This window comes from Mariniflexile litorale (genome assembly GCF_031128465.2).
GTDB classification, from domain to species: domain Bacteria; phylum Bacteroidota; class Bacteroidia; order Flavobacteriales; family Flavobacteriaceae; genus Mariniflexile; species Mariniflexile litorale.
The window spans coordinates 646090-672321 of sequence record NZ_CP155618.1 but is presented as its reverse complement, the minus strand read 5'-3'; the positions used below and the strand labels follow the sequence as shown (position 1 = coordinate 672321).

29 protein-coding genes and 1 pseudogene are annotated in these 26232 nt (G+C 35.0%); 9 read left to right on the top strand and 21 right to left on the bottom strand.

Annotated elements, in window-relative coordinates; genetic code table 11:
- Positions 1-57: 57 nt before the first annotated feature.
- The 7 genes and pseudogenes from QLS71_RS02605 to QLS71_RS02575 form a co-directional block, all read right to left on the bottom strand.
- Positions 58-360 (bottom strand): hypothetical protein, encoded by a 303-nt coding sequence (locus QLS71_RS02605; RefSeq protein WP_308990358.1) that lies wholly within the window; start codon positions 358-360, stop codon positions 58-60.
- Positions 361-371: 11 nt separating this feature from the next.
- On the bottom strand, positions 372-728 hold the full coding sequence (locus tag QLS71_RS02600; protein WP_308990357.1) for a helix-turn-helix domain-containing protein: 357 nt from the start codon (positions 726-728) through the stop codon (positions 372-374).
- Between the two features lie 2 nt (positions 729-730).
- Positions 731-1025, bottom strand: a pseudogene (locus tag QLS71_RS02595) (type II toxin-antitoxin system HigB family toxin).
- 209 nt (positions 1026-1234) lie between these two features.
- The gene (locus tag QLS71_RS02590) at positions 1235-1840 is read right to left on the bottom strand and encodes a hypothetical protein (RefSeq protein WP_308990356.1); all 606 of its coding nucleotides are present in this window, start codon (positions 1838-1840) and stop codon (positions 1235-1237) included.
- A gap of 843 nt (positions 1841-2683) precedes the next feature.
- The gene (locus tag QLS71_RS02585) at positions 2684-2971 is read right to left on the bottom strand and encodes a type II toxin-antitoxin system RelE/ParE family toxin (protein WP_308990355.1); all 288 of its coding nucleotides are present in this window, start codon (positions 2969-2971) and stop codon (positions 2684-2686) included.
- Positions 2964-3203 (bottom strand): CopG family transcriptional regulator, encoded by a 240-nt coding sequence (locus QLS71_RS02580; protein WP_308990354.1) that lies wholly within the window; start codon positions 3201-3203, stop codon positions 2964-2966. The genes QLS71_RS02585 and QLS71_RS02580 overlap by 8 nt, the downstream gene beginning before the upstream one ends.
- 126 nt (positions 3204-3329) lie before the next feature.
- The gene (locus tag QLS71_RS02575; RefSeq protein WP_348636624.1) at positions 3330-4811 is read right to left on the bottom strand and encodes an IS1182 family transposase; all 1482 of its coding nucleotides are present in this window, start codon (positions 4809-4811) and stop codon (positions 3330-3332) included.
- Between QLS71_RS02575 and QLS71_RS02570 the strand changes: the two genes are divergently transcribed.
- Positions 4771-4905: a hypothetical protein gene (locus QLS71_RS02570; RefSeq protein ID WP_348636640.1), complete on the top strand. Its 135-nt coding sequence runs from the start codon at positions 4771-4773 to the stop codon at positions 4903-4905. The two genes, QLS71_RS02575 and QLS71_RS02570, sit on opposite strands and share 41 nt — an antisense overlap.
- 672 nt (positions 4906-5577) lie before the next feature.
- The gene (gene ltrA, locus QLS71_RS02565) at positions 5578-6858 is read left to right on the top strand and encodes a group II intron reverse transcriptase/maturase (RefSeq protein WP_308994028.1); all 1281 of its coding nucleotides are present in this window, start codon (positions 5578-5580) and stop codon (positions 6856-6858) included.
- A gap of 81 nt (positions 6859-6939) precedes the next feature.
- Here ltrA (QLS71_RS02565) and QLS71_RS02560 read toward each other — a convergent pair whose 3' ends face one another.
- The 4 genes from QLS71_RS02560 to QLS71_RS02545 all read right to left on the bottom strand — a co-directional run bounded on the left by QLS71_RS02560 (position 6940) and on the right by QLS71_RS02545 (position 10337).
- A complete protein-coding gene (locus QLS71_RS02560; RefSeq protein WP_348636596.1) occupies positions 6940-7515 on the bottom strand; it encodes a hypothetical protein in 576 nt (191 codons plus the stop codon).
- A gap of 165 nt (positions 7516-7680) precedes the next feature.
- Positions 7681-7950, bottom strand: coding sequence for a hypothetical protein (locus QLS71_RS02555; RefSeq protein ID WP_348636595.1), 270 nt, complete (start codon positions 7948-7950; stop codon positions 7681-7683).
- A gap of 593 nt (positions 7951-8543) precedes the next feature.
- Positions 8544-8759: a hypothetical protein gene (locus tag QLS71_RS02550; RefSeq protein WP_348636594.1), complete on the bottom strand. Its 216-nt coding sequence runs from the start codon at positions 8757-8759 to the stop codon at positions 8544-8546.
- Positions 8760-8855: 96 nt separating this feature from the next.
- Positions 8856-10337 (bottom strand): IS1182 family transposase, encoded by a 1482-nt coding sequence (locus QLS71_RS02545; RefSeq protein WP_348636623.1) that lies wholly within the window; start codon positions 10335-10337, stop codon positions 8856-8858.
- Between QLS71_RS02545 and QLS71_RS02540 the strand changes: the two genes are divergently transcribed.
- Positions 10297-10431 (top strand): hypothetical protein, encoded by a 135-nt coding sequence (locus tag QLS71_RS02540; protein WP_348636640.1) that lies wholly within the window; start codon positions 10297-10299, stop codon positions 10429-10431. The two genes, QLS71_RS02545 and QLS71_RS02540, sit on opposite strands and share 41 nt — an antisense overlap.
- 737 nt (positions 10432-11168) lie before the next feature.
- A complete protein-coding gene (gene ltrA / locus QLS71_RS02535; RefSeq protein WP_308994028.1) occupies positions 11169-12449 on the top strand; it encodes a group II intron reverse transcriptase/maturase in 1281 nt (426 codons plus the stop codon).
- Positions 12450-12579: 130 nt separating this feature from the next.
- On the opposite strand, the gene QLS71_RS02530 is transcribed toward ltrA (QLS71_RS02535), so the two are convergent.
- From QLS71_RS02530 to QLS71_RS02520, 3 genes are all read right to left on the bottom strand, one after another.
- Complete coding sequence (locus QLS71_RS02530; RefSeq protein ID WP_348636593.1) at positions 12580-12942, bottom strand: hypothetical protein; 363 nt, start codon at positions 12940-12942, stop codon at positions 12580-12582.
- A gap of 262 nt (positions 12943-13204) precedes the next feature.
- On the bottom strand, positions 13205-14044 hold the full coding sequence (locus QLS71_RS02525; RefSeq protein ID WP_348636592.1) for a hypothetical protein: 840 nt from the start codon (positions 14042-14044) through the stop codon (positions 13205-13207).
- 14 nt (positions 14045-14058) lie between these two features.
- The gene (locus QLS71_RS02520; RefSeq protein ID WP_308994009.1) at positions 14059-14916 is read right to left on the bottom strand and encodes a hypothetical protein; all 858 of its coding nucleotides are present in this window, start codon (positions 14914-14916) and stop codon (positions 14059-14061) included.
- 640 nt (positions 14917-15556) lie between these two features.
- Between QLS71_RS02520 and ltrA (QLS71_RS02515) the strand changes: the two genes are divergently transcribed.
- Entirely contained in the window at positions 15557-16639 is a 1083-nt protein-coding gene (gene ltrA, locus QLS71_RS02515; RefSeq protein ID WP_348636591.1) for a group II intron reverse transcriptase/maturase, read from the top strand.
- Positions 16588-16836, top strand: a complete 249-nt coding sequence (locus QLS71_RS02510) for a hypothetical protein (protein ID WP_348636590.1) — start codon at positions 16588-16590, stop codon at positions 16834-16836. Before ltrA (QLS71_RS02515) ends, QLS71_RS02510 begins: the two co-directional genes overlap by 52 nt.
- A gap of 271 nt (positions 16837-17107) precedes the next feature.
- On the opposite strand, the gene QLS71_RS02505 is transcribed toward QLS71_RS02510, so the two are convergent.
- Positions 17108-17383, bottom strand: a complete 276-nt coding sequence (locus QLS71_RS02505; protein WP_348636589.1) for a hypothetical protein — start codon at positions 17381-17383, stop codon at positions 17108-17110.
- A gap of 152 nt (positions 17384-17535) precedes the next feature.
- A complete protein-coding gene (locus tag QLS71_RS02500) occupies positions 17536-18555 on the bottom strand; it encodes a transglutaminase domain-containing protein (RefSeq protein WP_308994027.1) in 1020 nt (339 codons plus the stop codon).
- Between the two features lie 625 nt (positions 18556-19180).
- Here QLS71_RS02500 and QLS71_RS02495 point away from each other — a divergent pair.
- Both QLS71_RS02495 and QLS71_RS02490 read left to right on the top strand, forming a co-directional pair.
- Positions 19181-20008, top strand: a complete 828-nt coding sequence (locus QLS71_RS02495) for a reverse transcriptase domain-containing protein (protein ID WP_348636588.1) — start codon at positions 19181-19183, stop codon at positions 20006-20008.
- Positions 19989-20459 (top strand): group II intron maturase-specific domain-containing protein, encoded by a 471-nt coding sequence (locus tag QLS71_RS02490; RefSeq protein WP_348636587.1) that lies wholly within the window; start codon positions 19989-19991, stop codon positions 20457-20459. The genes QLS71_RS02495 and QLS71_RS02490 overlap by 20 nt, the downstream gene beginning before the upstream one ends.
- 79 nt (positions 20460-20538) lie before the next feature.
- Here QLS71_RS02490 and QLS71_RS02485 read toward each other — a convergent pair whose 3' ends face one another.
- The 3 genes from QLS71_RS02485 to QLS71_RS02475 all read right to left on the bottom strand — a co-directional run bounded on the left by QLS71_RS02485 (position 20539) and on the right by QLS71_RS02475 (position 22482).
- The gene (locus QLS71_RS02485; RefSeq protein ID WP_308994023.1) at positions 20539-21186 is read right to left on the bottom strand and encodes a hypothetical protein; all 648 of its coding nucleotides are present in this window, start codon (positions 21184-21186) and stop codon (positions 20539-20541) included.
- 120 nt (positions 21187-21306) lie between these two features.
- Positions 21307-21843, bottom strand: a complete 537-nt coding sequence (locus QLS71_RS02480) for a hypothetical protein (protein ID WP_308994022.1) — start codon at positions 21841-21843, stop codon at positions 21307-21309.
- Positions 21844-21993: 150 nt separating this feature from the next.
- Positions 21994-22482, bottom strand: a complete 489-nt coding sequence (locus tag QLS71_RS02475) for a hypothetical protein (RefSeq protein WP_308994021.1) — start codon at positions 22480-22482, stop codon at positions 21994-21996.
- A gap of 637 nt (positions 22483-23119) precedes the next feature.
- On the opposite strand from QLS71_RS02475, the gene ltrA (QLS71_RS02470) reads away from it, so the two are divergent.
- A complete protein-coding gene (ltrA, locus tag QLS71_RS02470; protein WP_308994028.1) occupies positions 23120-24400 on the top strand; it encodes a group II intron reverse transcriptase/maturase in 1281 nt (426 codons plus the stop codon).
- A 95-nt stretch (positions 24401-24495) separates the two neighbouring features.
- Here ltrA (QLS71_RS02470) and QLS71_RS02465 read toward each other — a convergent pair whose 3' ends face one another.
- Together QLS71_RS02465 and QLS71_RS02460 are read right to left on the bottom strand one after the other, a co-directional pair.
- Positions 24496-25074, bottom strand: a complete 579-nt coding sequence (locus tag QLS71_RS02465; RefSeq protein WP_308994039.1) for a hypothetical protein — start codon at positions 25072-25074, stop codon at positions 24496-24498.
- Positions 25075-25172: 98 nt separating this feature from the next.
- A complete protein-coding gene (locus QLS71_RS02460; RefSeq protein WP_348636586.1) occupies positions 25173-26183 on the bottom strand; it encodes a tyrosine-type recombinase/integrase in 1011 nt (336 codons plus the stop codon).
- Positions 26184-26232 lie beyond the last annotated feature (49 nt).

Below are 26232 nucleotides of genomic sequence, written 5' to 3'. Positions count from 1 at the left end.
AAAAAGACACTATCTTACAAAGCGCCGTCTTATGGATAGAAAGCCAGAGCCTAAAAGCTAAATAGTGTTTAGTGAATATTTAGATAGTAACCCCATTTTAATAATTTCAAACAATTCTATAGCCACACATTGTCCTATCATCTGTCGGGATTGAAAGTCATTGTATCCATTCTTTGTTAATTTGTTATATGTAATTTTTGTTTCAGGAGGGGCATTATTTTCCAATTGATTTTTCACTATTTCTAGAATCGGCTCTCTTAATATTTCATTATTTTTAATGGTCAAACGGATTTTCCATTCTTGTTGGCAATGACCTTTAGTTAAGTCTAAAATAGTAATATTTGACACAGTGTTAGCCACTGGCTTTATTTTTAATAATCTTGAACTAAAACTTCAGTTGGTATATGTAGATTAGTGTTCAGTTTTCTAATCATAGATAAAGTCAGTTTTCGTTTTTTATTTAGTATTTCACTTACTCTACTTTTAAATCCAACAACTTCTGCTAAATCTTTTTGATTCATTCCCATTTGTTCCATTCGGAACTTAATAGCCTCGATTGGATCGGGCATTCCGATTGGAAAATTTTCATTTTCGTATCGGTCAATCAAGATTGAAAGGATTTCCAATTCGTCACCTTCTTCCGTTCCTTTTTTTGCATCAAAAATATCCTCAAGTCTTCCGAGTGCTTTTTGATAGTCTTTTTCGTTTCTAATCGGTGATATTTTCATAATCAGATGTTATTTGCGTCAATTTTGTCATATTCTGCGTGAGTTCCAATAAACCTTATCCAACATATTCTGTATTCAAAGTTGAATTTTACAATCAAACGATAATTATTACCTTTAATGTTGTAAACAATTCGATTGTCTTTTGATATACTAGCACTTGGATAGTCACTTTTTAATTCGTTGATGTTGTTCCATTCGGATTTTTCGGTTTCTCTATACCACGATTTTTAATTGTTCTTCACAATCAGCGTGTTTTTCCCAAAAATCTCGTAAAGTTCGTTTCGCTATTACTCGCACATTATACTTGTTTGACGCAAATACACTAAAAAAGTTACCAATTTGGTAATTGTCTCAATTTTTTTCAGCTTGTGACTAACGTTTATATAAGAATAGTTACGGTTTTGTATACGAGGATTTTCCGAAGGAAAATCAGACGTTACAAACACGCAACGACCATTGATTAAGCACTAAACCGCAATTGTTTTTAGGTGTCGTAAAACGTTTTTTTACTCGATTTTCAATTTTAGTGAATCGAATGAATCAGATTTAATTCCGATTAATCCATATTTAGTTTCTCCTTTTTTAATCAAAGTACCATTAATATTATATTCCAACACTTCTGTTCTAAACTTTTTATTAGCAGAACCTGCTGCTATCATATTTCCACCAGCTAAACCAGGACCAACTATAAGTCCAATTGGTGTTGAACTCGTTTGCTGACCGTTTTCAGCCGTATAAAAATTCATAGGTGTTAATAGCAAATACCATAAATAAGAAGCTGGACTTTGTTTTAGAGTCTTAAAAACTTTTTCGTTTTCCATTACATAAATTTCACTTCCATTTGCATAAGTCAATTTCGTATCTCTTCCAAACATTATATCTTTTTCAGAATTGTTAGTTATTTTTATAGCAACAAGTTTGACTCCTTTTTTTAGTTCTTTTTTAGCGTATTTTTTATCAAGTAAATCGTATTTGTATTCAAGTTTTACATTATCGGTTTCATTAGTCGAAATGTAATTAATGGATTTTGGCTCAATCATTTTGTAGCCAGATGCACAATTAGTCAATGTAGAGATTGCAATAAATAAAAGTGTAAGTTTAATAATTTTCATTTGTTTAATTTGATAGTTATTTGTGTTAAATGTTTTACAACGTTTCGGCTAAGATTTGTTGCGACGTTTAGCTGTGAATTTAGCAAAAGGGAACGAACCAGTGGAAAATTCCGCAGGAATTTTCCATGTAAGCGATGCCCAAGCAATTGATTTTAGCCCTTGTGTGTGCCCAGCATGGGCATCATTTTATTTGCCGAAAGGTAAATAATTAATCTAGAGGGTGCAAGTCCCTTATGCGCAGGAGTAACGTCTTGAAGTATTAGTAAGTCGCAAGGGTGAAAACCGTGAGGTTTTATCTGAAGAGGGCAGAGCGTTAAGAAAATGTCTTGTAGACATTTTTAGCGAATGAGCCAGCTGGCGCGTTGGTAACTACAAACCTCGGTACTGACGAACAGAAACCGTATACAGAGGCATATTTACTTGGGTAAGCAAGCACATCATTGTAATGCCCCAAGATTATAAAAAGGGTAAGTATGTAGATACGGCAGTGATTGAGAGAAAGAAGATGTCATTACCTGGGGAGATCTTCAAAACTACGAGTTGGTTATTTGGAGAAGTCAGCAGAGGTCATAGTACCTACAGGAAACGAGCAGAGGCAATACCTCCGATGGACTCACAAGTAGGGAAGGACTGAACGTAATTCTCTTCAAAATTCGCATAGGAGCACTAGTGGTAGCCTATGCTTAAATTAGAAGATAGTGCCAAGGGTGCAAAGAGCTTTGGTATGATGATTTACGAACCGCCGTATACGAGGCCCGTACGTACGGTGGTGTGAGAGGCGCACTGGCTATTTTTTGGTAGTCAGCCGTCTACTCGATTGGCAACAGTTTTTATTAATTTAGATTACAGTTTTTCATTCAAATCCTGTCTTCCGACAATTGCCATTATTTCTACAATATCCTCATTTACTTTAAAATAAATGCTATCAACTTCACAAACACAACGTCTGTAGTCTTTTTTAATATAGTCAACCGATTCAAATGAAAAGGGTCTTTGGGTAATAATTTCAAAATATTTAAAAAATGATTCAAAGTATTTGTCCGCTTGAGTTATTCCAAATTTTTTCACACCGTAATGATGAATCCGTATCAAGTCATTTTTAGCTTCATTGCTTAATCTATATTTAGTCATTAAGTAAAGACTTTGATAGAGCTAAAATTTCATTTTTACTTTCACTTGTAAACCCGCTATTTTCGGCTTTCTCCAATTTAGCGCGAATCCAGTTAATTTCAACTTGTTGTTTTCGGGCTTGTCTAATTAAGTCATTTATTAGTTCACTCTTACTTGAATACTCTTTTTTATCCACTTGAGTTTTTAGCCATTCATCGTTTGGCTTTGTGAATGATATACTTTGTCTTGCCATAATTCAATTATTTGATGTAAATATACACCAAATACGAATCGTATCCAAATTGTTGCCAACGGCAGTTTGTCTAAAAACTATCGCTTTTTTATTTTTTTAATTTAAAATTAAGTAAAAATAGGTGGTTTAAGTTACCATATAATATTTTTTGTGGTAAATATTTTGGTTTTTGGAATTGATATAGGTTTGGCAAAAGGCTTTAAAAACAGTCCTATAGGTGTAAAAAATCAAAAACAGCCTTTTTAGGTACTCTTTTAGAGAATTGTGGTCAATTAAGTTGAATATTCTACGCAGGTTATATGCAGAAAATATAAGACCCACATCTGCCGAGGCATGTTCAATGGTCTTCTTGGTCATGATATAATAAAATCCCCATTGTCTTTTTATTACGCCATAAGGATGCTCTACGATAGCCTGTCTTTTTTTGTAAGCCTTTGGATCTTGTTTCATTCTTATGGCATTCTGCTCAATGTAATGTTGGTATTCACTGCGCTGTATTACTTTTCCATTGGCTTTGGCAGTGGTGCACAGGTCTCTAACGGGACAGTTTTTACATTTTTTGGTCTTGTACTGCTTGAATGTGTAATTATTGCCTTTATAGGTGCTGCCATTGCTTTTTAGGATATTTCCCTGTGGACATGTGTAGGTGTCGTTTTCCTTGCAATAGGCAAAGTGTTCGGAGTTGTAGTTTGTGTCCGGAGCTTGTGAAGCCCTGCCTATACTAGGTATGGCTACGAGTGTTTTAATACCTAATTGATCAGCTGCTTTAAATTCACTTCCAGTGTGATATCCTTTATCAAAAAGAGCCGTAAAATTGTTTGTTCTTAAAATGGTCTTTGTTCTGCGCAGCATGCCTCCCATGGCCTTGGAATCGTTTTGGTTGGTCACTTTAAAATCAATCGGGATGTTATGGCGGGCATCAACAATTGTTTGCACGGTATAGGCTACTTCCGAGATGTTGTTTCGGGTCATGATTTGACGACTATCAGGATCGGAAGTCGATATTTGGGTTACTCCAGTGGAGTCTATGATATTTTGATATGCGATGTATTTTTGTTTTTGTAAACGGTGTTTGCTAATCTTTTTAGTTATGACTTTTTTGTTATTAGTATCTCCATCTTGTTTAGACAAAGCCAAGGCGTATTCTTCTAATCGCGCATCAATGTATGCAATGTGACGATCTATTTTTGCAGGGTTAAAGTTGTTTTTCTTGGAATTTTGTGCTCTAAGTTTTGTGCTGTCTCCAGCGACCAATGTGCCACCAATAAGCTCAAAGTGGGAGGCCATTTTTACTGTGGCACGAAAAACCTTAGCAATGGGCTTAGTATTGTCCTTGCGAAAATTAGCAATAGTATTATGATCAGGGACAAGTCTTTTTAAGAGCCACATAAGCTCAATATTGCGTTGAGATTCTTTCTCGAGGACTCGTGAGGAGCGAATGCGATTAAGGTATCCGTAAATGAATAGTTTGAGCAGATCCGAAGGATGGTAAGCTGGTCTTCCATTTTCGACAAAATCGAAATCGAATCCAAAATCAGTGAGTTTAAAGCTGTCTACAAAAAGGTCTATGAGCCTAACCTCATTGTTTTGGGCAATGGCATCATCTATTGAAGAAGCAAAAAGTGGGAGTTGGTTTCTGTTGGAGCCGTTGATGAATTTCATATATAAAAATATGAAAAACAAAGGATATACGCAATTTTAATGAGCGATTTTTAAGGCAAATTGTGAGTTGTTGAAAAATAGGTTTTTAGACAGTTTGACGGTTTTGTGTATGATTAGTGGCGTGTTTAAGCACCTAATTTAGCAAATAAAAACCGAATAGAAAATCCGCGAGGATTTTCGTAAGTAGGCGAGAACTAGCCATTAATTATACACGGTGTGTGTGCCCAGCATGGGCATCTTTTCTTTACCGAAAGGTAAATAATTAATCTATAGGGTGCAAGTCCCTTATGCGCAGGAGTAACGTCCTGAAGCATTAGTAAGTCGCAAGCTCGTGTGTCGTGAGACATGGAGTGAAGGAAGCGAAACTACAAAACTCGGTACTGACGAACAGAAACCGTATACAGAGGCATATTTACTTGGGTAAGCAAGCACATCATTGTAACGCCCTAAGATTAACAAAAGGGTAAATATGTAGATACGGCAGGGATTGAGAGAAAGAAGATGCCATTACCTGGGGAGATCTCTACAACTACGAGTTGGTTAAGTAGAGAAGTCAGCAGAAGTCATAGTACTTACAGGAAACGAGGTGCAACAAGAATTGTACAGGTCTCACGGGTAAGGAAGGACTAAACATTAAATTACGTTGGAATTCGATTAGGATGCTTAGCTAGCCTAGTTTTAAACCAACAGGAGTACACGAATTATTGAATCTATGATTGAACAGGTATTATCAGCAACAAACCTTTATAAAGCAACACGCCAAGTGGAGCGCAATAAAGGAGCGAACGGCGTAGATGGTATGAAAACAACGGCACTTTCGGCATACATATTGGAAAACCGTTCGCTTATATTATCTACAATTCGCACAAATAGCTATGTGCCAAATTCAATTTTAGGAGTAACCATTCCAAAAGGACCGGGTAAAACCCGATTATTAGGAATACCAACAGTAGTAGATAGGTGGCTACAACAGGCGGTAAGTCAACAATTAATGGTTCATTTTGAATATGATTTTGAACCTGTTAGTTATGGATTTCGCCCACAAAAGAACATCCAAAAAGCAGTATTACAAGCACAAGGCTACATCAATGATGGTTACCAAGATATTGTAGATATTGATTTACAAGGGTTCTTTGATGAAGTAGACCACTGTATCTTACTTCAACTTATTTACCGCAAAGTAAAATGTCCAACCACCTTGCGATTAATCCGAAAATGGTTAAGAGCGCCCATCTTAATAGATGGAACACTCAAAAAGCGCAGAAAAGGGATCCCTCAAGGTAGTCCCATTAGTCCCTTATTATCTAACATTATGTTAGATGTTTTGGACAAAGAAATGAAAAGCATGGGCTTGCGCTATGTTCGCTACGCAGACGACTTTAGTGTTTACGCAAAAAGTAAAAGCGAGGCAAAAACTATAGGAAATAAACTGTTTATCTTTTTAAGAGATAGACTTAAACTACCTATAAATAAAGCCAAAAGCGGCATTCGCAGACCTGTAAACTTTGAGTTACTTGGGCATGGATTTGTACCCGTTTATAAAAAGGGTATAAAAGGACAATATGCACTAGTGGTAACCAAGAAAGGTTGGGCAAAGTTTAAACGTAACTTGAAAAGTATCACCAAGAAAACCAAACCCATGTCGTTATTCGAACGTCTGGATCGGCTTAATCAAGTCTGTCGAGGCTGGATGAATAATTACCGCTTAACTAACATCTATGCAAAAGTTAAAAAGCTAGATGAATGGTTAAGAAATCGGTTACGCTATTGTATTTGGCACGATTGGAAAAAGCTAGAGAGGAAACGTAAAAATCTCATTCGATTAGGTATAGAAATCGGACAAGCCTATGCTTGGAGTCGCACCAGAATGGGAGGTTGGGCAGTCGCTCAAAGTCCTATTTTAAAGACGACTATTACAGTTTCTAGGCTTAAACGAAAAGGGTATAAACCTTTGTTAGATTACATTAATAATACGCAAACTTCAATTTGGTGAACCGCCGTATACGAGACCCGTACGTACGGTGGTGTGAGAGGCGCAGTGACGACTTTTAAGTCGTCACCCGTCTACTCGATTCTACGCAGTTTTTATTTCCGTTAATATTTTTCCTTCTCCATTCAGTTCATATTTATAACCTTCCCAATCTATTAATTCAATTCTGTTTTCAACAATTTTAAATTCTTTTTTTCCGTCTGGATTTACAAAAATATCTCTCGCACTAAAATTCCATTTAGTTTCTCCATTTTTATCAATTCGGCTAACTTGAATTTCTCCGTGAACGATAAAATCTTCGTCAAATTCATAAATTCCGAAACAAGTTGCAACGTCATATTGATTTCTCCAATTAGCTGATAAGTTCGTTAAATTCAGAGAATATATTTGGTCAGAACAGCAAATATAAATTCGGTCATTCTTAATTAGAAATGAATTTTCAGAAATTCCAGTTGCTCCTCCAGATTCCAACAATAATGCGCTACACTTTTCAATTCCGTTTTCTGTTATTCGAATTCCGTGTTTTGAGGAAGGTTGATATTCCAATTTATGTCCTAAATCGGTTGGATATTGTTTCTTAAATCTCTGACCAAATTCCGCTGAATCCAAATCAGATTCATTTGTTATTTCAATTACGGAATTTTTATATTTTACTATCATTTTCTTGGTTTGGTCAAATTGCGTAGAACGTGATTGTGTATGGTTAGTTGCGTGGTTAAGCAACTAAATTAGCAAACTTTTACGAACCCGAGAAAATTCCGCAGGAATTTTCGCAAGTAAGCACTTAAAAAGCAATTAATTATACACGGTGTTGGCGGTAGTTTTTTAATTTAGTCCTTTTCTTTTTATTTCTAGAACAAGTTCTCTATATGCTACTTTTAGTTCCTCTCCTTTTTCAAATAACTCGTCTTGTACTTTCATAACTCTTTTGTCTGCATCACGCCATTCTTCAGTTGGAAATGGGTCTTTTTTTATTATATAAATTACTCTTTGATAATATTCGAGTTTAATTTCTTCTGTTATTTCTACGCCAGCATCTTTTAAAGCTCTTATTTCGTCCATAGCATCATCTTTTTTAGAGAAAAACTTTGACATACAAATCGAGTTAAACTTATTTAATTTTTTTAAGAATTCATTTGTTTTGAGATTTAAATCTCTATCTATAAAATGATTTTCCGATATTCTATAGAATTCGACAAAACTGTCCCATTTATCGAAATAATATTTATTAGTAAACAAACTATTTACAGCTGAAGAAATACTATCAAATAAAATTGTTTCAGAACAAATGGCTGTGAACTTTTCCCAAATAATTTTGTCGTGACGTCTATATTCGGTTAGTTTGTGTCTGTCTTCAATGTTTGTGTAATCATTTATTATAGACGAAAACGCTGATTTTAAAGTTGATTTAAGTATTTCTTTACTATTCTTTTGTCGACTATCATATGATGTAATTCTATGTCCTCGAATATCAAATGGAAGAAGTTCATTTTTTCCATATTTAAGATTATTTATACAAATAATTCTTTCCCAACCGAGTTTGTTAATTGCATATCCTAATTCAATCAGGACATTTGGATTAGGATTGATTCTTGAATTTAAAACTTTATTTATTATAGAATTATTAATGAGACTAACATCTGCAATGAAAATATCTGAAATGTCTATTTTGTCAAAAATGGTATCTGCTAAAATTTCATTTTACTTTCACTTGTAAATATTGATGGACTTCCGCTTTTGTTTTTTGTATCTCTGTCAAGGTTAATTTCAAGTTTGAAATCATTTTGACTATTTCTTTTTAAATCTTTTATAGCTTTTTCAATAGATGAACTTATTAGATTTCTATTAAATTTTCCTTTTAAATCGGATTGCCAAGAATAAAATATTGTAAAGTTATCTTTCATTTAGATGAGTTCTCTCAAATTACCGCCAACGTCAGTTTGTCTAAAAACTATCGTTTTTTTATTTTTTTAATTTAAAATTAAGTAAAAATAGGTGGTTTAAGCTACCATATAATATTTTTTGTGGTAAATATTTTGGTTTTTGGAATTGATATAGGTTTGGCAAAAGGCTTTAAAAACAGTCCTATAGGTGTAAAAAATCAAAAACAGCCTTTTTAGGTACTCTTTTAGAGAATTGTGGTCAATTAAGTTGAATATTCTACGCAGGTTATATGCAGAAAATATAAGACCCACATCTGCCGAGGCATGTTCAATGGTCTTCTTGGTCATGATATAATAAAATCCCCATTGTCTTTTTATTACGCCATAAGGATGCTCTACGATAGCCTGTCTTTTTTTGTAAGCCTTTGGATCTTGTTTCATTCTTATGGCATTCTGCTCAATGTAATGTTGGTATTCACTGCGTTGTATTACTTTTCCATTGGCTTTGGCAGTGGTGCACAGGTCTCTAACGGGACAGTTTTTACATTTTTTGGTCTTGTACTGCTTGAATGTGTAATTATTGCCTTTATAAGTGCTGCCATTGCTTTTTAGGATATTTCCCTGTGGACATGTGTAGGTGTCGTTTTCCTTGCAATAGGCAAAGTGTTCGGAGTTGTAGTTTGTGTCCGGAGCTTGTGAAGCCCTGCCTATACTAGGTATGGCTACGAGTGTTTTAATACCTAATTGATGAGCTGCATTAAATTCACTTCCAGTGTGATATCCTTTATCAAAAAGAGCCGTAAAATTGTTTGTTCTTAAAATGGTCTTTGTTCTGCGTAGCATGCCTCCCATGGCCTTGGAATCGTTTTGGTTGGTCACTTTAAAATCAATCGGGATGTTATGGCGGGCATCAACAATTGTTTGCACGGTATAGGCTACTTCCGAGATGTTGTTTCGGGTCATGATTTGACGACTATCAGGATCGGAAGTCGATATTTGGGTTACTCCAGTGGAGTCTATGGTATTTTGATATGCGATGTATTTTTGTTTTTGTAAACGGTGTTTGCTAATCTTTTTAGTTATGACTTTTTTGTTATTAGTATCTCCATCTTGTTTAGACAAAGCCAAGGCGTATTCTTCTAATCGCGCATCAATGTATGCAATGTGACGTTCTATTTTTGCAGGGTTAAAGTTGTTTTTCTTGGAATTTTGTGCTCTAAGTTTTGTGCTGTCTCCAGCGACCAATGTGCCACCAATAAGCTCAAAGTGCGAGGCCATTTTTACTGTGGCACGAAAAACCTTAGCAATGGGCTTAGTATTGTCCTTGCGAAAATTAGCAATAGTATTATGATCAGGAACAAGTCTTTTTAAGAGCCACATAAGCTCAATATTGCGTTGACATTCTTTCTCGAGGACTCGTGAGGAGCGAATGCGATTAAGGTATCCGTAAATGAATAGTTTGAGCAGATCCGAAGGATGGTAAGCTGGTCTTCCATTTTCGACAAAATCGAAATCGAATCCAAAATCAGCGAGTTTAAGGCTGTCTACAAAAAGGTCTATGAGCCTAACCTCATTGTTTTGGGCAATGGCATCATCTATTGAAGAAGCAAAAAGTGGGAGTTGGTTTCTGTTGGAGCCGTTGATGAATTTCATATATAAAAATATGAAAAACAAAGGATATACGCAATTTTAATGAGCGATTTTTAAGGCAAATTATGAGTTGTTGAAAAATAGGTTTTTAGACAGTTTGACGGTCTTGTATATGAAACGTGGCGTGTAAAAAGACGCTAACTTTTCGGATTATACACGAGCCGAATTTTTTAATTTTCTTTTTATCTTACTTTCTCAAAAAGCCAAATTAAAAAATTTGGAGGACTTCATAAATATACTCAAACCTCACTGGAAGCCTGTAAAAGCTATGTTTTATATACTATGTGTGTGCCCAGCATGGGCATCTTTTCTTTACCGAAAGGTAAATAATTAATCTATAGGGTGCAAGTCCCTTATGCGCAGGAGTAACGTCCTGAAGCATTAGTAAGTCGCAAGCTCGTGTGTCGTGAGACATGGAGTGAAGGAAGCGAAACTACAAAACTCGGTACTGACGAACAGAAACCGTATACAGAGGCATATTTACTTGGGTAAGCAAGCACATCATTGTAACGCCCTAAGATTAACAAAAGGGTAAATATGTAGATACGGCAGGGATTGAGAGAAAGAAGATGCCATTACCTGGGGAGATCTCTACAACTACGAGTTGGTTAAGTAGAGAAGTCAGCAGAAGTCATAGTACTTACAGGAAACGAGGTGCAACAAGAATTGTACAGGTCTCACGGGTAAGGAAGGACTAAACATTAAATTACGTTGGAATTCGATTAGGATGCTTAGCTAGCCTAGTTTTAAACCAACAGGAGTACACGAATTATTGAATCTATGATTGAACAGGTATTATCAGCAACAAACCTTTATAAAGCAACACGCCAAGTGGAGCGCAATAAAGGAGCGAACGGCGTAGATGGTATGAAAACAACGGCACTTTCGGCATACATATTGGAAAACCGTTCGCTTATATTATCTACAATTCGCACAAATAGCTATGTGCCAAATTCAATTTTAGGAGTAACCATTCCAAAAGGACCGGGTAAAACCCGATTATTAGGAATACCAACAGTAGTAGATAGGTGGCTACAACAGGCGGTAAGTCAACAATTAATGGTTCATTTTGAATATGATTTTGAACCTGTTAGTTATGGATTTCGCCCACAAAAGAACATCCAAAAAGCAGTATTACAAGCACAAGGCTACATCAATGATGGTTACCAAGATATTGTAGATATTGATTTACAAGGGTTCTTTGATGAAGTAGACCACTGTATCTTACTTCAACTTATTTACCGCAAAGTAAAATGTCCAACCACCTTGCGATTAATCCGAAAATGGTTAAGAGCGCCCATCTTAATAGATGGAACACTCAAAAAGCGCAGAAAAGGGATCCCTCAAGGTAGTCCCATTAGTCCCTTATTATCTAACATTATGTTAGATGTTTTGGACAAAGAAATGAAAAGCATGGGCTTGCGCTATGTTCGCTACGCAGACGACTTTAGTGTTTACGCAAAAAGTAAAAGCGAGGCAAAAACTATAGGAAATAAACTGTTTATCTTTTTAAGAGATAGACTTAAACTACCTATAAATAAAGCCAAAAGCGGCATTCGCAGACCTGTAAACTTTGAGTTACTTGGGCATGGATTTGTACCCGTTTATAAAAAGGGTATAAAAGGACAATATGCACTAGTGGTAACCAAGAAAGGTTGGGCAAAGTTTAAACGTAACTTGAAAAGTATCACCAAGAAAACCAAACCCATGTCGTTATTCGAACGTCTGGATCGGCTTAATCAAGTCTGTCGAGGCTGGATGAATAATTACCGCTTAACTAACATCTATGCAAAAGTTAAAAAGCTAGATGAATGGTTAAGAAATCGGTTACGCTATTGTATTTGGCACGATTGGAAAAAGCTAGAGAGGAAACGTAAAAATCTCATTCGATTAGGTATAGAAATCGGACAAGCCTATGCTTGGAGTCGCACCAGAATGGGAGGTTGGGCAGTCGCTCAAAGTCCTATTTTAAAGACGACTATTACAGTTTCTAGGCTTAAACGAAAAGGGTATAAACCTTTGTTAGATTACATTAATAATACGCAAACTTCAATTTGGTGAACCGCCGTATACGAGACCCGTACGTACGGTGGTGTGAGAGGCGCAGTGACGACTTTTAAGTCGTCACCCGTCTACTCGATTAGGCACTGGCATTTTTCCATAATATACTCAAGTTCGTTTTCATTTACCTTCAGTAATGAAACTCATACTCTTTTTTTCCATTAATATCTCCAAATACTAATGGGTTCGGACTGACTGGCTTTTCGGTATAAACTATCGTTATTGTAAATTCGGAATCTGGAACTTCTCCTCTGTGAATTTCGGATTTATCAATTATATATAATTGACCAGAATTTATTTTATTTTTCGCTACTTTTTTTAAGTTGTAGTTTTTATTCGTTTTCTTTAATATTCTCTTACCATTTTTATCGTACGAACCAGAATACAATGTATGTGTATAGGGTGATAATTCAGATGACTTATAAAGTGTATTAAATAAATGACCAGTCACAACATAACTAATAACGTTATAATAATGATTATGTATATCCATTAATGGTTCAATTCTTTTTGCATTATTTGACCAAATATGAATTCGGAATTTTTCGTTATTATCAAACTCGAAAAGAGTTTGATAATAAAACCCAATGGGTGGATTATTAAATCCTCTTTTCGCAAGGTTTTAATAATTTTACTACAAGATTCCGATATTTTGATAATATCTTTTTTTCTATAATATTCTCTTAAGGAACTAAAAAAACTTTATTTATCATTTAAGAACTTGGTTATCTCTTTTATGGCTTCTTCTTCTAATTCTAATTTGTAAAGGGTGCAAATATCTTTGACATTCGCAACTGTGATTTTTTTAAATTCACATTATCGATTGTTTTATCAATAGTAAATTTTATCGATTGTTTGGATTCTTGAAAAATTTCTTCTTTATACGTTTTGTAGAGAAAAGTATCTTTAGTACAAATTAAGCCTAAATCTCTTTTGTCCTCTTTAGTAACGATACAATTTGATTCGTTTTGGTCAATTCTTGTCGTATTGAAAACTTTTTTCAAATAAATATCAATTTCCAGCATCGGAAAATGTGATTTGTATATTATGGATTTGAAAATTGTTGCATATGTTTGATTTTTTACAAAATCTGATGTCCAATTAATTTTCGATTCTTTTGCTGACTTTAAAGAATTTTTGAAATCAGAATAATTTGTACATTCCTTATCCATAGGGTTTATGATATTCATTCTTATAGTCTTACTAGAATTATTGTTTTGTGAAAGTTCTGCAATTTTAGGAATTGTTACAGTTCGAGTAAATCTCCCAAGACCACCAGAAAAATACCAAAAACTCGTATTAATTCTACCTTTGTCAAAATAATCAGCAATTCTTTTAGGTTCAATAATTTCAAATTTACTTTCATCTTCAGGCACTTCTATTTTGAATAAAAACCACCCTAGAAAAAGAGAAACAATCAGCGAAATAGATATTTTGTCTAATACAGACTTTAAATATATAAGTGTTTCATTTGTATTGTTCGGAAAGTGGGTAGGAATAACATAAACTCTAATCAAAAATATTATAAATAAAATTACACCTACTATCCAGAGGAATTTTGTTCTTTTTGACTTATGTTGTAAAATTGCTTTCATATATCCTATTCGCTTTATTCAAATTTCAATCTATTTTGGTTGTCGGTTTTAGAAATATGTTCAGTTACTTTTTCAATCACATAGCTACTTTGGTCAACAATATAAGTCTGTAAATCTTCATCAAAGTTTCGTTTTCTGGACAAAACTACTTTTAGAGCATCCCCTTTTCTAAAAGCCTCATTTTTTAATCGCTCGAAGAATTCATCATCTTTAATGGATGCTTTTATTGGATAACCCCTAAAAATAAAAGCCCATTTTGCGTGCCCCTCGAAATGAATTGTTTTAATTATTAAAGTGGCTTCATCAGTTAATAAGTCGGTTTCTGGTAATTCTTCAATCTCCAAAGTTTTTCCTTGTTCAATCAATTTTGGAAATTCATCTCTATTGATATTAATAACTTCTTCATCTTGTCTTTCAATTTTCAAGCCCTTTACGTTTTCATCACTATTAACAATTATGAAAGTTTGCTGAATTTTTTGGTTTGCACCAGAGTTTTGAGACACGTTGTAAATAATTCTAGGTAATTCTTTATCTACAATTTGTTTGTCTTTTAGAATTTCTTTTATTTCTTCTTCTGTTTTGTTTTGTAAAGCATTAGTTGTAAATAAAATCAATAAGCCTACTAGGGTGCCAACTGTTAAGTCTCCCATTTTTTCTAAAATCAATTCCTTATATTTCGATTTTAGTTTTATTTTGAAGCTCCCATTTTCAGGTGGTGAAACTTCAATAATCATATCATCGGGATTGTAACCCAACTCGCTATTAATCAAATAAAGAAGTTGTTTGTAGTTGTCCAAGAATTCAGTCAAAGTTTCTACTTTGATATTCCCATCTCCTCCAAATTTTATTATTAGCTGATTATTTTCTGTCATTCTGTTTTTATCTGCTTGTGCCTAACGGTTTTGTATAAGAATAGTTGCGTGTTTGCGTGCGAGGAATTTCCGAAGGAAATTCAGATGTAGCAAATACGCAACGACCTTTATTTAAGCACAAAATAGCAATTATTTTTATACGTTGTGTGTGCCCAGCATGGGCATCTTTTCTTTACCGAAAGGTAAATAATTAATCTATAGGGTGCAAGTCCCTTATGCGCAGGAGTAACGTCCTGAAGCATTAGTAAGTCGCAAGCTCGTGTGTCGTGAGACATGGAGTGAAGGAAGCGAAACTACAAAACTCGGTACTGACGAACAGAAACCGTATACAGAGGCATATTTACTTGGGTAAGCAAGCACATCATTGTAACGCCCTAAGATTAACAAAAGGGTAAATATGTAGATACGGCAGGGATTGAGAGAAAGAAGATGCCATTACCTGGGGAGATCTCTACAACTACGAGTTGGTTAAGTAGAGAAGTCAGCAGAAGTCATAGTACTTACAGGAAACGAGGTGCAACAAGAATTGTACAGGTCTCACGGGTAAGGAAGGACTAAACATTAAATTACGTTGGAATTCGATTAGGATGCTTAGCTAGCCTAGTTTTAAACCAACAGGAGTACACGAATTATTGAATCTATGATTGAACAGGTATTATCAGCAACAAACCTTTATAAAGCAACACGCCAAGTGGAGCGCAATAAAGGAGCGAACGGCGTAGATGGTATGAAAACAACGGCACTTTCGGCATACATATTGGAAAACCGTTCGCTTATATTATCTACAATTCGCACAAATAGCTATGTGCCAAATTCAATTTTAGGAGTAACCATTCCAAAAGGACCGGGTAAAACCCGATTATTAGGAATACCAACAGTAGTAGATAGGTGGCTACAACAGGCGGTAAGTCAACAATTAATGGTTCATTTTGAATATGATTTTGAACCTGTTAGTTATGGATTTCGCCCACAAAAGAACATCCAAAAAGCAGTATTACAAGCACAAGGCTACATCAATGATGGTTACCAAGATATTGTAGATATTGATTTACAAGGGTTCTTTGATGAAGTAGACCACTGTATCTTACTTCAACTTATTTACCGCAAAGTAAAATGTCCAACCACCTTGCGATTAATCCGAAAATGGTTAAGAGCGCCCATCTTAATAGATGGAACACTCAAAAAGCGCAGAAAAGGGATCCCTCAAGGTAGTCCCATTAGTCCCTTATTATCTAACATTATGTTAGATGTTTTGGACAAAGAAATGAAAAGCATGGGCTTGCGCTATGTTCGCTACGCAGACGACTTTAGTGTTTACGCAAAAAGTAAAAGCGAGGCAAAAACTATAGGAAATAAACTGTTTATCTTTTTAAGAGATAGACTTAAACTACCTATAAATAAAGCCAAAAGCGGCATTCGCAGACCTGTAAACTTTGAGTTACTTGGGCATGGATTTGTACCCGTTTATAAAAAGGGTATAAAAGGACAATATGCACTAGTGGTAACCAAGAAAGGTTGGGCAAAGTTTAAACGTAACTTGAAAAGTATCACCAAGAAAACCAAACCCATGTCGTTATTCGAACGTCTGGATCGGCTTAATCAAGTCTGTCGAGGCTGGATGAATAATTACCGCTTAACTAACATCTATGCAAAAGTTAAAAAGCTAGATGAATGGTTAAGAAATCGGTTACGCTATTGTATTTGGACGATTGGAAAAAGCTAGAGAGGAAACGTAAAAATCTCATTCGATTAGGTATAGAAATCGGACAAGCCTATGCTTGGAGTCGCACCAGAATGGGAGGTTGGGCAGTCGCTCAAAGTCCTATTTTAAAGACGACTATTACAGTTTCTAGGCTTAAACGAAAAGGGTATAAACCTTTGTTAGATTACATTAATAATACGCAAACTTCAATTTGGTGAACCGCCGTATACGAGACCCGTACGTACGGTGGTGTGAGAGGCGCAGTGACGACTTTTAAGTCGTCACCCGTCTACTCGATTGTGCATAGTATTTTTTATTTCCTCAATTTCTGATTCAATTTCCGCGTAATCTATGAATCCGTTTTGAATGATTGTCTTTTTAGTTGTTTTTTTCCAAAATGATAAATTTAAACTAGACGCTGTTCCGTAATTTTTATATGTTCCGTTTTTTAATTCGTAATCATATTTACTTTTAAACTGTAACTTACCTTTATAAAAACCTTTTTTTTCTACAGGTCAGAAAGTGTAAAAATTCATTAAACCCTTCTTTTAAGTCGTCTATCTTCGGATAAAAATGTCTGTGCGCAATTCCGATTCCAACTGTCAGCATTCCACCTTCGTCAAGTTCAATCCAAATTGGTGATTCTTCTTCGCTTTCCGAATTCAAAGTCAAATGAGTTCCATCTTCAAATTCCGAAATCCTTTCTGGAAAATGGGTTTCCAAAAGTGTCTTTATTTTACTAAATGTCAATTCGTGGTTCGTCATTCGGATATATATGCACAACGGTCTTGTGTATGAATAGTTGCGGTTTTGTATGCGAGGAATTTCCGAAGGAAATTCAGACGTAACAAAAATGCAACGACCTTTGTTTAAGCACTAATTTAGCAATTTTTTATACACGTTGTTACCAATAGTTTTTATTTCAGATTTACTTTAATGGTTGCGATATTATTTCCTTCCACCACTATTTCAAATTCTTTTATGTTTTCAGAAGTCAAACGAGCTTCTATCATAATTCTATTATCAACTATTTCAGTTTTAATTATTTCTACGCTCGGAATAACTTGATTGTATTTATTCCTTTCCTCAGAAGTTAGTTTTGCATATTCCTCATCGCTTGGAAATTCTAAGTTGTTTTTCGAAGCGTAAGTTTCCCAGGGATATCCGCGTAAAGAAATCCAACGTTCAGTATTATTTGTCTCTAATTCAACTCTAATAATTCGGCTTTTCTCAACATCAATTACTTTTGTCGTTGGAACCAAAATTTTAATTCCGTCTTCGAAAAAACTTCGGTCAGTAATTGTTGGTAATTGGTCAAATTGTTCTTTAGTCAGTCCGTTTTCAAGTAGAGTCCATTTTTCGTTTTCAGGATAATGAGAATAGACAAAGAATTCTGGATTTGTCATAAACCAAAAGTCATCCCTTTCCACGTTATTTTCGTTTTTACTTGCCCAAGTATTATCTATTAAAAACCATTTATTATCGATTTTTACTGCGTTCCACGCGTGGTCAGAAACGTTTTTAGAAACAAAACTATCAAGCCATTGTTTTGAATATCCACTAACGACTTCGCATTCAATATCGAGGTCGTCACAAAGTTTTTTGAATAAAAGAGAATAGCCACTACAAATTGCCTTTTTACGTTCTAAAGTTTTATTTATTACGTTAACCTCCGAAATATAAAATTCCTCTTTTAATTTCTCGCTTTCGTATAATTCAAAGTCATAAGTGATATTGTCAGTAATCCATACAAATAATGCACGAACTTTTTCTAAATCAGTATTTAATTCCGACGTGATTTTTTCGGCAAGTTTGTCTTTTGGAAAGAACCCAATGTCAGCTACACGTTTATCGATTTCATTAAATTCAGATTGCGCTTTGGAAATAAATCCAATGAAAAGCAGAAAGATTAATATGTAAGATTGATGTTTGTTCAAATTATTGGTAACGTATTTGTGTATGATTAGTGGCGTGTTTAAGCACCTAATTTAGCAAATAAAAACCGAATAGAAAATCCGCGAGGATTTTCGTAAGCAAGCTAAAACTAGCCATTAATTATACACGGTGTGTGTGCCCAGCATGGGCATCTTTTCTTTACCGAAAGGTAAATAATTAATCTATAGGGTGCAAGTCCCTTATGCGCAGGAGTAACGTCCTGAAGCATTAGTAAGTCGCAAGCTCGTGTGTCGTGAGACATGGAGTGAAGGAAGCGAAACTACAAAACTCGGTACTGACGAACAGAAACCGTATACAGAGGCATATTTACTTGGGTAAGCAAGCACATCATTGTAACGCCCTAAGATTAACAAAAGGGTAAATATGTAGATACGGCAGGGATTGAGAGAAAGAAGATGCCATTACCTGGGGAGATCTCTACAACTACGAGTTGGTTAAGTAGAGAAGTCAGCAGAAGTCATAGTACTTACAGGAAACGAGGTGCAACAAGAATTGTACAGGTCTCACGGGTAAGGAAGGACTAAACATTAAATTACGTTGGAATTCGATTAGGATGCTTAGCTAGCCTAGTTTTAAACCAACAGGAGTACACGAATTATTGAATCTATGATTGAACAGGTATTATCAGCAACAAACCTTTATAAAGCAACACGCCAAGTGGAGCGCAATAAAGGAGCGAACGGCGTAGATGGTATGAAAACAACGGCACTTTCGGCATACATATTGGAAAACCGTTCGCTTATATTATCTACAATTCGCACAAATAGCTATGTGCCAAATTCAATTTTAGGAGTAACCATTCCAAAAGGACCGGGTAAAACCCGATTATTAGGAATACCAACAGTAGTAGATAGGTGGCTACAACAGGCGGTAAGTCAACAATTAATGGTTCATTTTGAATATGATTTTGAACCTGTTAGTTATGGATTTCGCCCACAAAAGAACATCCAAAAAGCAGTATTACAAGCACAAGGCTACATCAATGATGGTTACCAAGATATTGTAGATATTGATTTACAAGGGTTCTTTGATGAAGTAGACCACTGTATCTTACTTCAACTTATTTACCGCAAAGTAAAATGTCCAACCACCTTGCGATTAATCCGAAAATGGTTAAGAGCGCCCATCTTAATAGATGGAACACTCAAAAAGCGCAGAAAAGGGATCCCTCAAGGTAGTCCCATTAGTCCCTTATTATCTAACATTATGTTAGATGTTTTGGACAAAGAAATGAAAAGCATGGGCTTGCGCTATGTTCGCTACGCAGACGACTTTAGTGTTTACGCAAAAAGTAAAAGCGAGGCAAAAACTATAGGAAATAAACTGTTTATCTTTTTAAGAGATAGACTTAAACTACCTATAAATAAAGCCAAAAGCGGCATTCGCAGACCTGTAAACTTTGAGTTACTTGGGCATGATTTTACCCGTTTATAAAAAGGGTATAAAAGGACAATATGCACTAGTGGTAACCAAGAAAGGTTGGGCAAAGTTTAAACGTAACTTGAAAAGTATCACCAAGAAAACCAAACCCATGTCGTTATTCGAACGTCTGGATCGGCTTAATCAAGTCTGTCGAGGCTGGATGAATAATTACCGCTTAACTAACATCTATGCAAAAGTTAAAAAGCTAGATGAATGGTTAAGAAATCGGTTACGCTATTGTATTTGGCACGATTGGAAAAAGCTAGAGAGGAAACGTAAAAATCTCATTCGATTAGGTATAGAAATCGGACAAGCCTATGCTTGGAGTCGCACCAGAATGGGAGGTTGGGCAGTCGCTCAAAGTCCTATTTTAAAGACGACTATTACAGTTTCTAGGCTTAAACGAAAAGGGTATAAACCTTTGTTAGATTACATTAATAATACGCAAACTTCAATTTGGTGAACCGCCGTATACGAGACCCGTACGTACGGTGGTGTGAGAGGCGCAGTGACGACTTTTAAGTCGTCACCCGTCTACTCGATTACCACACGTTTTTTTCTTTCGGTGTTGATTTATATTCACTATTTGCACTTTCCATAATTTTCTTTTCAAATATTTTAGGAAAGTATTTCATTATTATTTTTGACTTTAACTTTGTAAATCCGCTAACATTTTGGTCTGACTTTTTCCACAAGTTTTCAGTCTCTTTTTCAGTCAGTATTTTTTCAATTCCGTTTTTAGAGTCAATTTTTATTAGTGGAAATTCAGGTTGATTTTCTCCACAAAGTGTTATCTGTTTTTCCAATTTCGAACTGATGGATTTCATAAAATCCGTAATCTTATTAAAATCCGATTCTGTTTTAATTTCGATTGGATTTATGTCAAATTCGATTTGGTTTTCGAGGAAAAAGTAGCACTTTACTACAATTCCATTTAAATCAACAGTTGCAGATTTAGTTTCCAATTCGCCAGTTTCGTCCGCAAACATAGTTTTAACGTATCCGAAGTCAATTTTGTCAATCAAATTATCTTCATAAACTCCAAAAGTTAATTCGTATTCAGAATTTAATAAATCAACTACTTTTTCCCAATCCGAAATCGTTGCGTTTTGGACATAAATATCTCTTAAAGCTCCATCCTTTTCAAAAATCCATTCTATGTTATTCCAATTTCTCAATGTTGCTCTCAAATGTGTGGTAACGTGTTTGTATATGGAAAGTTGCGGGTTTGTGTGCGAGGAATTTCCGAAGGAAATTCAGACGTAGCAAACGTGCAACGACCTTTGTTTAAGCCAAACACCAGCAATTTTTTATATACGGTGTTGGGCACTGGCTTTTTTTATTTTCAGTTGATATATTATTCCGTAAATCAATCCGATTACTCCTCCAAGATAGCTAAAATTATGCATAGTTCCAGCAGTCAAAAAACTTTTTCGGTCAATCAATTCAGCTGGTAGATTCCAATTAGCATTTATGTTTGAAATAATAAACTGACCAACCAAAATTCCCACGATTCCAATTCCGATTGCGATTCCCAAAGTCCGAATTATTGCTCCGTAAGAGCTTTTCCACATAATTTTGGTAGTCGGTTGAAAAAATCCAACGATTCCAATTATCAATCCGATTAAAAGTCCGAACCACCAAGTTGATGCAATTCCGATTAATCCTGCACTCATTCGTGGAAAGTCAAGTGTGTATTTAACCGACCAAAATTGGTCAAATTTAAATTCCGTAAAATATTCAGTTGAGATTGAGTAAGAAATTTGGTTATGCAAAAATCCGTAAATCGAAGCGAGAATTATCGACAGTAATATTATTAAAATTAAAAGACTAAATTTTTTCGCCATTCCTTTTTTTAGCTTGTGCCTAACGTTTACGTATATGAAATGTTGCGTGTTTGTGTGCGAGGATTTTCCGAAGGAAAATCAGAAGCAAGCAAACACGCAACTAACTTTGGTTTAGGTAAAACTAGCAATTTTTTATATACTGTGTTGTGGTTAGTTTTTATTTTCAATTCCGTTTAGTTTTTTAATAAATAAAATTGACAGAGCAATTAAAATGAACCATCTTGAAAAGTATATTCCCGAAGTCATCCATCCGTAAACTTGAAGAAAATCAGAAGAGTTAATGTTTTCCATTCTAGTTGAATGTTCTGCGTAAAGTCCAGATAATTTATGCGTTATTGGATTTAAAGTCAATGCAATTAGAGCAAGTAATATAAATATTCTTTTTGGGAATTTAGTTAGATAAATTCCTGATGAATTTGAGTTTAGTTTAAGTTTTTTTAAAATCAAAAATGTAGTCAGTACATATAAAATAAGAGTAATAATTGGCATTGAGTATTTCATAATTCCATAAGAAAGTCCCAATTCTGATTTCGCAAAATATATTAGGTAAGTTATGAAAAATAGGATTGAGTCAATTCCGCTAATGAATATAAATCCGAAGATTATCCACAATATTAATAAGACATTTTCTTTATTCATTCGGTTTTCTCAAATTAACCACAACGGTCAAGTATAAGCGTAGTGCGGGTTTTCGAAGACGAGATTTTGATTTTATCCAAAATTTTATTGCGATAAAAAATGTCCAATTTAGCAACAAATCTCGCATTACGCTTATACAATGTGTGTGCCCAGCATGGGCATCTTTTCTTTACCGAAAGGTAAATAATTAATCTATAGGGTGCAAGTCCCTTATGCGCAGGAGTAACGTCCTGAAGCATTAGTAAGTCGCAAGCTCGTGTGTCGTGAGACATGGAGTGAAGGAAGCGAAACTACAAAACTCGGTACTGACGAACAGAAACCGTATACAGAGGCATATTTACTTGGGTAAGCAAGCACATCATTGTAACGCCCTAAGATTAACAAAAGGGTAAATATGTAGATACGGCAGGGATTGAGAGAAAGAAGATGCCATTACCTGGGGAGATCTCTACAACTACGAGTTGGTTAAGTAGAGAAGTCAGCAGAAGTCATAGTACTTACAGGAAACGAGGTGCAACAAGAATTGTACAGGTCTCACGGGTAAGGAAGGACTAAACATTAAATTACGTTGGAATTCGATTAGGATGCTTAGCTAGCCTAGTTTTAAACCAACAGGAGTACACGAATTATTGAATCTATGATTGAACAGGTATTATCAGCAACAAACCTTTATAAAGCAACACGCCAAGTGGAGCGCAATAAAGGAGCGAACGGCGTAGATGGTATGAAAACAACGGCACTTTCGGCATACATATTGGAAAACCGTTCGCTTATATTATCTACAATTCGCACAAATAGCTATGTGCCAAATTCAATTTTAGGAGTAACCATTCCAAAAGGACCGGGTAAAACCCGATTATTAGGAATACCAACAGTAGTAGATAGGTGGCTACAACAGGCGGTAAGTCAACAATTAATGGTTCATTTTGAATATGATTTTGAACCTGTTAGTTATGGATTTCGCCCACAAAAGAACATCCAAAAAGCAGTATTACAAGCACAAGGCTACATCAATGATGGTTACCAAGATATTGTAGATATTGATTTACAAGGGTTCTTTGATGAAGTAGACCACTGTATCTTACTTCAACTTATTTACCGCAAAGTAAAATGTCCAACCACCTTGCGATTAATCCGAAAATGGTTAAGAGCGCCCATCTTAATAGATGGAACACTCAAAAAGCGCAGAAAAGGGATCCCTCAAGGTAGTCCCATTAGTCCCTTATTATCTAACATTATGTTAGATGTTTTGGACAAAGAAATGAAAAGCATGGGCTTGCGCTATGTTCGCTACGCAGACGACTTTAGTGTTTACGCAAAAAGTAAAAGCGAGGCAAAAACTATAGGAAATAAACTGTTTATCTTTTTAAGAGATAGACTTAAACTACCTATAAATAAAGCCAAAAGCGGCATTCGCAGACCTGTAAACTTTGAGTTACTTGGGCATGGATTTGTACCCGTTTATAAAAAGGGTATAAAAGGACAATATGCACTAGTGGTAACCAAGAAAGGTTGGGCAAAGTTTAAACGTAACTTGAAAAGTATCACCAAGAAAACCAAACCCATGTCGTTATTCGAACGTCTGGATCGGCTTAATCAAGTCTGTCGAGGCTGGATGAATAATTACCGCTTAACTAACATCTATGCAAAAGTTAAAAAGCTAGATGAATGGTTAAGAAATCGGTTACGCTATTGTATTTGGCACGATTGGAAAAAGCTAGAGAGGAAACGTAAAAATCTCATTCGATTAGGTATAGAAATCGGACAAGCCTATGCTTGGAGTCGCACCAGAATGGGAGGTTGGGCAGTCGCTCAAAGTCCTATTTTAAAGACGACTATTACAGTTTCTAGGCTTAAACGAAAAGGGTATAAACCTTTGTTAGATTACATTAATAATACGCAAACTTCAATTTGGTGAACCGCCGTATACGAGACCCGTACGTACGGTGGTGTGAGAGGCGCAGTGACGACTTTTAAGTCGTCACCCGTCTACTCGATTGGCAGTAGTTATTTTTAATTTATTGTTTCTCTGAATTTTAAAATTTCTTTTTTCAAAACTTGGTCGTTAACCAATTCAATTGATTTATTGATGTGAAGTTTAGCATTTTCATCATCATATAATTGATAATGAGCACGTGACATGTTATAATGAAAATAACCTCTTTTTTCTGCACTTCTTTCAAGACTAATTCCTTTCTTGTATAATTCAATAGCTTTATAAAATTCATCGTTTCTTGCTCTTGAAAATCCATAATTCAAATATGTTATTGCGTCAAGTTTATCAATCCTTAAAGATTTTTCAAAATATTCATAAGATTTTTCAAAGTCTTTAAGTTCAGCACTAACATTCCCAAGAGCATTGATTATAATTGTATTATTGGGTTCTAGTTTATTTGCAGATTCATAAAACCCTCTAGCACTTTCAAAATTCAGTCGAGAACTTTGTTCAATCCCTTTATCAAAGTCCAAAGCAGCAATTGAGTCTTTAATGAGTCCATTTTCAAACGAGTTTTTATAAAATACATTTGTATTTCCGTCTTTTGAGGTAACAACTTTTTCTTTGTCAGAATAGATATCATTCTTACAACTCAAAATGAAAATGAAAATCGTTAATATGTGCAGGTGTTTCATAATTACTGCCAACACTTGTATAACTACAATAAATAGCATTAGAATTGTAGTTATATCGTTTATAGATGCAATATATTACTTTTTAATAACGTATCCAATGGGCTTATAATAGTCTTATTATTAATTTCAATAGTTTTAGTATAAATTTCGGTTGTTTTTGGGGAACTATGACCTAACATATTCTGTAAATGCCGAATATTGATGTTGTTTTCAATACAATGTGTGGCAAATGAATGGCGCAAGGTATGTACGGTTGCCCATGGGTTAGAATTTGTATCGTTAACCGCTTTTCTAAATATAGCTCGTATGCTTGTGGTACTGTATTTGCAACCCGATTGGCCTTCAAAAAGCCAGTACGATGGCTTATAGGCTTTATAGTAAGTTCTTAATAATACTAATAACTGTTCAGGTAATATGGTTTTCCTGTCTTTTTTACCTTTACTATCTTTTATAAATAAATAACCATCATTAGAATGAATATCTGTAATTCGTAAATTCAAAAGCTCCGATATACGTAATCCACTGCCATAAATGGTATGCAAAATGGCTTTGTGTTTGATGTTTTGTGGAGATTGGATGATGTTTAATACCTCCGTTTTACTCAATACATTTGGTATGGATACTGCCTTTTTTGGACGTTGAATATCATAATATTCTCTGGGTGTTTTTAGAGCGTGTTCATAATAGGCTTTAATGGCATTGATCAATTGATTTTGGTAACTTTCACTAATCTTACTCTTGGTAATAAGTTCATACACAAAACCTTCAATGTCTTCTTTTGTAACTTCTTTTAGGTTTCTATGCATAAATTTGCCCAAAAACACACTAAACATTTTTTTGTAAACTTGAATGCTTGAATGGCTGTACTGCTTTAAAACCAGTGCTTTTTCAAGTTCATAAAGCGCTTCCAGTGCATTTTCAGTCAGTGGCACACTAGGTATGGGTGTAAAACGGATATCTTTTTCAATGTTATAATTTCCACCACAAATCTTTTTTAAATGTTCAAAATTTTGGGCTGTATTAATAACAGACCAGAGTTTTTGATGTGGATGCCAAAAACTGCTATCCATTTTTTTAAAGCCTCCCTAACCACAATCATGTCATAGGGTATAAAAACCT

Coding starts and splice junctions, on each gene's coding strand:
- QLS71_RS02550 (WP_348636594.1), bottom strand. CDS start 8,759: ATGAAAGATAACTTTACAATATTTTATTCTTGGCAATCCGATTTAAAA.
- QLS71_RS02600 (WP_308990357.1), bottom strand. CDS start 728: ATGAAAATATCACCGATTAGAAACGAAAAAGACTATCAAAAAGCACTC.
- ltrA (WP_308994028.1), top strand. CDS start 11,169: ATGATTGAACAGGTATTATCAGCAACAAACCTTTATAAAGCAACACGC.
- QLS71_RS02475 (WP_308994021.1), bottom strand. CDS start 22,482: ATGAATAAAGAAAATGTCTTATTAATATTGTGGATAATCTTCGGATTT.
- ltrA (WP_348636591.1), top strand. CDS start 15,557: ATGATTGAACAGGTATTATCAGCAACAAACCTTTATAAAGCAACACGC.
- QLS71_RS02520 (WP_308994009.1), bottom strand. CDS start 14,916: ATGACAGAAAATAATCAGCTAATAATAAAATTTGGAGGAGATGGGAAT.
- QLS71_RS02530 (WP_348636593.1), bottom strand. CDS start 12,942: ATGGATATACATAATCATTATTATAACGTTATTAGTTATGTTGTGACT.
- QLS71_RS02510 (WP_348636590.1), top strand. CDS start 16,588: ATGGTTAAGAAATCGGTTACGCTATTGTATTTGGACGATTGGAAAAAG.
- QLS71_RS02480 (WP_308994022.1), bottom strand. CDS start 21,843: ATGGCGAAAAAATTTAGTCTTTTAATTTTAATAATATTACTGTCGATA.
- QLS71_RS02525 (WP_348636592.1), bottom strand. CDS start 14,044: ATGAAAGCAATTTTACAACATAAGTCAAAAAGAACAAAATTCCTCTGG.
- QLS71_RS02490 (WP_348636587.1), top strand. CDS start 19,989: ATGATTTTACCCGTTTATAAAAAGGGTATAAAAGGACAATATGCACTA.
- QLS71_RS02580 (WP_308990354.1), bottom strand. CDS start 3,203: ATGGCAAGACAAAGTATATCATTCACAAAGCCAAACGATGAATGGCTA.
- QLS71_RS02460 (WP_348636586.1), bottom strand. CDS start 26,183: ATGGATAGCAGTTTTTGGCATCCACATCAAAAACTCTGGTCTGTTATT.
- ltrA (WP_308994028.1), top strand. CDS start 23,120: ATGATTGAACAGGTATTATCAGCAACAAACCTTTATAAAGCAACACGC.
- ltrA (WP_308994028.1), top strand. CDS start 5,578: ATGATTGAACAGGTATTATCAGCAACAAACCTTTATAAAGCAACACGC.
- QLS71_RS02560 (WP_348636596.1), bottom strand. CDS start 7,515: ATGATAGTAAAATATAAAAATTCCGTAATTGAAATAACAAATGAATCT.
- QLS71_RS02590 (WP_308990356.1), bottom strand. CDS start 1,840: ATGAAAATTATTAAACTTACACTTTTATTTATTGCAATCTCTACATTG.
- QLS71_RS02570 (WP_348636640.1), top strand. CDS start 4,771: ATGAGCCTAACCTCATTGTTTTGGGCAATGGCATCATCTATTGAAGAA.
- QLS71_RS02540 (WP_348636640.1), top strand. CDS start 10,297: ATGAGCCTAACCTCATTGTTTTGGGCAATGGCATCATCTATTGAAGAA.
- QLS71_RS02555 (WP_348636595.1), bottom strand. CDS start 7,950: ATGTCAAAGTTTTTCTCTAAAAAAGATGATGCTATGGACGAAATAAGA.
- QLS71_RS02505 (WP_348636589.1), bottom strand. CDS start 17,383: ATGACGAACCACGAATTGACATTTAGTAAAATAAAGACACTTTTGGAA.
- QLS71_RS02495 (WP_348636588.1), top strand. CDS start 19,181: ATGATTGAACAGGTATTATCAGCAACAAACCTTTATAAAGCAACACGC.
- QLS71_RS02585 (WP_308990355.1), bottom strand. CDS start 2,971: ATGACTAAATATAGATTAAGCAATGAAGCTAAAAATGACTTGATACGG.